The organism is Vibrio sp. MOR3, assembly GCF_001557775.1.
GTDB classification, from domain to species: domain Bacteria; phylum Pseudomonadota; class Gammaproteobacteria; order Enterobacterales; family Vibrionaceae; genus Vibrio; species Vibrio jasicida.
Genome location: NZ_LNRD01000033.1, coordinates 1 through 6,660 on the forward strand (window position 1 = coordinate 1; position 6,660 = coordinate 6,660).

Annotated in this window: 3 protein-coding genes; 1 reads left to right on the forward strand and 2 read right to left on the reverse strand. The window is 44.1% G+C overall.

The genetic code is table 11. The features are described 5' to 3' along the window. The first annotated feature begins 713 nt into the window (after nucleotides 1-713). Complete coding sequence (gene adhP, locus ATB76_RS26660; protein WP_038873385.1) at nucleotides 714-1,730, forward strand: alcohol dehydrogenase AdhP; 1,017 nt, start codon at nucleotides 714-716, stop codon at nucleotides 1,728-1,730. Nucleotides 1,731-2,019: 289 nt separating this feature from the next. On the opposite strand, the gene ATB76_RS26665 is transcribed toward adhP, so the two are convergent. Continuing rightward, nucleotides 2,020-4,155: a lysine decarboxylase CadA gene (locus tag ATB76_RS26665; protein ID WP_038881794.1), complete on the reverse strand. Its 2,136-nt coding sequence runs from the start codon at nucleotides 4,153-4,155 to the stop codon at nucleotides 2,020-2,022. Between the two features lie 116 nt (nucleotides 4,156-4,271). Beyond that, nucleotides 4,272-5,615 (reverse strand): cadaverine/lysine antiporter, encoded by a 1,344-nt coding sequence (cadB, locus tag ATB76_RS26670; RefSeq protein ID WP_061036397.1) that lies wholly within the window; start codon nucleotides 5,613-5,615, stop codon nucleotides 4,272-4,274. Nucleotides 5,616-6,660 lie beyond the last annotated feature (1,045 nt).

A 6,660-nucleotide genomic window follows, 5' to 3' on the forward strand; every position in this document is an offset into this window, starting at 1 on the left:
GGCTCAATGAATACTGACTTCAAAACTCATCCTTACTCGAAAGTAAGAAGTAATTTTAAAGCTATTATCATTCCAACAGAATGATAATGAATTGACTGTGCCAAGTCCGAAGACTTGATTGGTCACTCAGTTCATTGAAACCTAATTTGATACCAAGGTATCTAATTGGATTATCATCAACGAGTGCCCACACAGATTGATAGGTTCTTATTTTTAAAGAGCTTTTCTAACATTTTCAGCAACTTAGTTGCTCGTCGTTAGGGGTGCGTATCTTACTTCACACCGTGAGAGAGTCAAGCATTTTTTTCAAATTCTTTTTTCTCTCTTCCCGACTCGCCGTGTGACTTTCGTCTCACTCCGTGTCGGTGGATGCGCAGTATAGGGAATTCAGAAATGAGCGCAACCCCTTTTTTTTAAAAAACGCCCAACCGAACAAACAATGAACAGATCGTATAGATACAAGACACTTTGACCCCTATTTAGCTAAAATTTAGGGGCACCAAGCCTTAATAGAAGAGGTCTAACTATGTTCTTCTTTCTGAAACTACCCTAGTTTCGACATCGCCTCTCTTAAATAAACCTCTTTTTCTTAGCTATTAACTTGTTTCGACCAAGGTCTATTGAGCTAAAAATCGATTTTTGATTCAGATCACTGCACTCTATCACATATCGATCAAGAATGATTATCGTTATCATCAAATGGAGAGATACACATGAAAGCCGCAGTTGTTAGTGAATTTAAAGGTCCACTCATCATTCAAGACATTCCTCTACCTAACGTTAAGCCTCGTGATGTACTCGTCAAAGTTCATGCCTGCGGGGTTTGTCATACCGATTTACACGCTTGCCACGGCGATTGGCCTGTGAAACCTAAGATGCCTCTCGTACCTGGCCATGAGGGAGTGGGAGAAATAGTCGAGGTCGGTAGTGAGATACACCATCTTAAAGCTGGTGATCGTGTTGGCGTGCCTTGGCTATATAGTGCGTGTGGTCATTGCGACTATTGCTTGGAAGGGCAAGAGACACTTTGTTTAGATCAACATAACGCTGGTTATTCCGTTGATGGCGGCTATGCAGAGTTCTGTCTTGCTCACGGTGATTACGTAGTGAAAATTCCAAAGGGCTTAAGCTATGTCGATGCAGCTCCCCTCTTCTGTGCCGGCGTTACCACTTATAAGGCACTCAAAGTAACAGATGTAAAACCAGGTCAATGGGTGGCAATTGTCGGTGCAGGTGGTTTAGGTCATTTAGCCATTCAATATGCAGCAGCAATGGGCATGAATGTTATTGCTGTAGATACTGGTGACGAGAAACTCGCACTAGCTAAAAGTTTAGGTGCGCAACACACCATCGACTTTATGAAAGAAAAGCCTTCTGAGCGTATTAAAGCCATAACCAATGGCGGCGTACACGGTGTTGTGTGTACTGCGGTATCCAAGCCAGCATTCCAAGAGGCTTATCACTCTATACGTCGCGGCGGTGCATGTGTGCTTGTCGGCTTACCACCAGAAGAAATGCCAATCCCTATCTTTGATACTGTTCTTAATGGAGTGAAGGTCATTGGCTCTATTGTCGGCACACGCAAAGACTTGCAAGAGTGCTTACAGTTCGCCGCAGATGGAAAGGTAAGGGCGATTACTGAAGTCAAACAGCTTGAAGATATCAATGACATCTTTGCTGACATGGAGAAAGGTGAAATTAATGGCCGTATCGTAATGGAGTTCGCCTGATTTGGCTGTTGGTATCTTTCCTCTATATATACTTCTATATAGATAGCAAAAAAGAGCGGCACTTTCATGCTGCTCTTTTGGTCTTTGCTTTTTATTTGGGGTACTTCAGGTGAAGTCTTGGAAAATTGTTTCTTCTATATATAGAAGAAAAGATCAGAGCATCCTTGCCCTTCTCTTTACGACAGATTAGTTAAGGGTATATCTAAATGTCGTTATTGTTCGATGACGCATTGAGCTCGTAAGAGTGGAGCATGCTTGCATTCCCAATGGCGTCATCTTCGAGAGGAACTTAGTTCTTCAATACTTTTACGGTGTAGCTACCATCTTTTTGTTGGTATAGACCGTGGATGTCGGTTTCGAAACCTGGGTAATGCGCACCGATCTCACAAAGCATCTCTAGGAAGTCCAGCACAGGGCGCGACTCTTGAGTCACCATTTCACCAGGAAGTACTAGTGGCACACCTGGAGGGTAAGGAAGGATCATGTTCGCACTTACGCGGCCAACCATTTCTTCCAGTTTGATTTCTTCGATGTTGCCACGAAGCTCTTCTTGCCATGCTGCGTGTGGTGTTACTTTCATTTCTGGAAGTACATCGAACGCTTTGTACATTAGCTCTGGTAGGTTGTATTTCTTAGTTAGGTCATGAATTGCTTGTGCTAGTTCTTGAACGCGCATGCCTTCATAGAAGCTTGGATCTTCGTTGTATAGCGAAGGTAGGAAGCTCTTGATGGTTAGGTTCAAGTCGTAGCCACGTTTAAATTCAGTTAAACCGCGTAGCAATTGCATTGCTTTTGATTTGTCGATACCGATTGAGAATAGGAACAACAAGTTGTATGGACCTGTTTTCTCTACCACGATGCCGCGCTCATCTAGGAATTTAGCCACCAGCGAAGCAGGAATGCCTGATTCTTCTAGTTCGCCTTCTTTGTTCATCCCCGGAGTCAGTAGCGTTACTTTGATTGGGTCAAGATACATGTGGTTGTCATCCATGTTCTTGAAGCCGTGCCATGTGTCGCTAGGGTCTAGTTTCCAACATTCTGTGGTATCGATGCTTTCTGGTTGCCATACATCGAAGAACCAGCTGTCGCTTTCTGCTTCTAGGCGTTTGATCTCTTTACGGAAGCGGATTGCGCGATCGATAGAGTCTTGCATCAACTTCTTACCAGTGTTGCCGCGCATCATTGCCGCTGCAGTTTCAGTAGAAGCAACAATGCCGTACTGAGGTGAAGTTGAAGTGTGCATCATGAATGCTTCGTTGAAAGATTCTTTATCAAAGTCACCTTTCACGTGAATCATTGAAGCTTGTGAGAACGCTGCCAACAGTTTGTGTGTTGATTGTGTTTCGTAGAACACTTTGCCTGGCATCGCTTCACCACTCATACCACATTTACCTTCGTAAATTGGGTTGAAGTTAGTGTAAGGCACCCAAGCACTGTCGAAGTGGATGTGTTTACAATCTAGCGACTCTTTGATGAATTGTGTGTTGTACAACAAGCCATCGTAAGTTGAGTTAGTCACTACCGCGTAAGTTGGTGCTGTTGCACCTGGTGTTTTCGCCACTTTCTCTGCAATGACATCGCGGCTGAATTCGCTTTGTGGAATACCACCAAGGATGCCGTATGCGTTACGAGTTGGGCGGAAGTAGATTGGTGTCACGTCGCTCATCATCATTAGGTGAGTCAGAGATTTGTGACAGTTACGGTCAATCAGTACTGTGCTGCCCGCAGGTGCTGAGTACATACCAACGATTTTGTTCGATGTAGACGTACCGTTAGTTACGATGTACGAGCTGTCTGCATTGAATGTGCGTGCGATGTATTCTTCTGCATCTTTATGTGGACCTGAGTGGTCTAGTAGAGAACCTAGCTCAGGCATTGAGATTGATACGTCCGCTTTAAATGTGTTTGGACCGTAAAAATCGTAGAAGATGCTACCAGCAGGGCTTTTCTGGAATGCAGTACCACCCATGTGACCTGGAGTACAGAAGGTGTATTTACCTTCTTCTACGTATTTGAATAGTGCTTTAGTGAATGGAGGCATGATGGCATCTTTGTATGCCTCAGTCGCTTGGTTGATTTTGATAGCGATGTCGTCAGCCATACCCAAAGCGTACTCGAAGAAGCTCACGTTTAGACGTAGGTCTGTTAGTGAAATGTCTAGAGTAGACTGTTCGTTAGCAAATGCGTGAACAGGTAGTTTTTCGTTGATTTGGCTGATTCGTTCACATAGCTCTAGTGAGTATTTATCCCAGTCGAACAGCACGCCGCAAATGCGTGGGTTCATCTCAATCATTTTGATCAAGTCTTTATCATCTACTGGGTAAACCACTTCGTAGCCCGCTTTCTCAAGAGCAGCGTGAAGTTGACGAACTGGCTCTTCTTTAAAGAACACACCCATGTGGTTCAAGATAGCGAATATATTCATTTGGACATCTCCAAGGCGAATGAGGGCGCTCTTTGCCATTTACAGGCAATGAGTAAGGTGAGCGCCGCGTGAATTTGGGGTTTATGGGCTGGCACCGTAGTGCCAGCGTTTGGGGATTAGTTGCTTGCTTGGGCAGGCATATCGTCAGCGTGCATTTTCAAGTACTGAGCAAGACCTGCTTTTTTGCTGTAGAACATCAAGATAACTAGAGAAACGATGAAGGTTGCTGTTAGCGTACCGCCCTCTGCACCCGCTAGTGCGATGAAGCAGAACAGACAAGCCACACCAGAGAACAGCATTACGAAGCCGTTACGTGTTGTCATACCTTCGAAGCGGATCAAGTTAATGCTTGAGTAGAAGTAAGGCAGCATAGTTAGTAGCACTGCGTCAGTCGTTAGCTGGTTGAATAGGTCTGATGCGTGTGCTGTTTTAGAGCTGAAGAACATCAGTACAACCATCAGTGCAGTCATCTTGATTGACGCAAGGATTAGACCTTTCTTAGGCACACCGTTTTTGTCAGTTTCACCGTAGATTTTAGGGAAGTTACCATCGCTCGCAGCACGTTTACCCGCTTCACCTACTAGCATCATCCAAGAACCTAGCGAAGTGAAACATGCTAGCGCTGTGAATGCTGATACAAATGGTGCTGTCCAGCTACCGAATAGCTCAGTGGTTGCTAGTGCAAATGGCGCACCTGATGCCGCAACTTCTGACGCAGGGAACATGCCGCTGATCATTTGAGTTGAGAGGATGTAAATCACACCCGCGATACCAGTACCTAACATAGTTGCTAGTGGTACAGTGCGTTTAGGATTTTCTACCATACCAGTCGATACCGCTGCTGATTCCACACCTACGAATGACCATAGACAGATAAGAACCGCTGTTACTACCGCGTGGCTGTCAGTACCTGCTGATACGTTCCAGTTTTGGCTGTAAAGCGCAGTATCGAAGTGCGTCCAACCAAATGCAGCTGTACCAACAACTGGGATAAGGATAAGAACTAGACCAAGCGTACATAGACGGCTTACCCAGCTACCACCAAGTAGGTTGACGAAAGTGAAGATCCATACCGATGCAATCGTCGCAATACCTGCTGGGATTGGGTTATTGAGCACAGGGAAGAATACTGAAAGGTAAGAAACACCTGTAATGGCAATAGCCAGGTTACCAATCCAGTTCGCGTGGTAATAAAGAACGCCCGTTTGGAAACCAAATACCGGAGACACTTCGCCAGCATAAGCGATAGGACCACCTTCTTGTGGGTTTTTGGTTGCCAGACGAGCGTAAACGAACGCCAGACTCAGTGCACCGACCAAACAGATCAGCCAACTGAAGATTGAAACAGAGCCTACAGAGGCAAGACTAGAAGGTAATAGTGCGATACCACTACCCATCATGTTACCGGCTACGACACCCGTACAGGCAATAAGACCGATTTTTTTCGCATTCGATGACATAACATCTCCAAATCTATTCTACTCGAGTCAACATGACTCAAACTGAATGGTTATTAGCGAGATGCTATGAGGAAGAACCTGCTCGACCTCGCTAACTTTCGAAGTGAAGACTACGCCCAAAAACTGGGAAAAAAATAAACTTGGGGTTATCAATAAAACAATTAGCCCATCGGTATAAAGTTGAGATAAACCTGATAAACTAAAAAACATAAAGCTAGCATATACAGTAACTTAAGATAAAAAACTAAAGCACTCATGTCGAAAAGGTAAAAACATCAACCTCAACAAATTTTCCATCAACCTTATCAACCGCTATCAACATCAAGATAACCCTATCCTGATTACCCAAACTGTTGATGCAGACTTTTCCTACCCTTATTGACCAATTGACTTACATCAAACTTCCCCTCCTCTTTTACTCAACGATGCATAAGTACAAGCGTTATTACACATAAACAACTGCATGTTTGTGATCGGTTTTAAATACGCAAGGCTAAGGCCGAAACCCAAACGTTCGATATGAAGCGGCACTAAGACAGGAAGTAAGAAGTAAGAAGTAAGAAGTAAGAAGCAGAATGCTAAGGTGGTGAGAATAGAGAATAGAGAATAGAGAATAGAGAATAGAGAATAGAGAATAGAGAATAGAGAATGAAAAGCCCTCTCCTCTTATATAACAAGCGTCATTAGTAGAAATAGAGGTAAGAAGTACACAAGAGGCAGATATAAAAAATGTATGGTCCGCCCCGTTATTGCAACTACAATTTAGTAATAACGGAGTTGGTTTGCGCTAATGTATTCGGAGTCCACGTTGGGAACATTAACTTCCCGCTCCACGATGATATCCGCGCCAGATTATCCTTAAAAGCCCCAAAGCAACTAGGTGCTATTTTTTGTATCAGGTTACTAATCTGGCCGATAGACCGTTTTTGTCATCACGTTCATTGGCGTTGCAAACTTGGTTATGGCTATACAGCCTTAAAAGCTTGGCGGTGGTACAACACCGCCCAAGCTATTCTTGCTAGCTTATTGGCAAGTGCGACTACCA

Excerpts from the sequence above, each read along its gene's own strand:
- adhP (WP_038873385.1), top strand. The coding sequence starts at position 714 with ATGAAAGCCGCAGTTGTTAGTGAATTTAAAGGTCCACTCATCATTCAA.
- ATB76_RS26665 (WP_038881794.1), bottom strand. The coding sequence starts at position 4,155 with ATGAATATATTCGCTATCTTGAACCACATGGGTGTGTTCTTTAAAGAA.
- cadB (WP_061036397.1), bottom strand. The coding sequence starts at position 5,615 with ATGTCATCGAATGCGAAAAAAATCGGTCTTATTGCCTGTACGGGTGTC.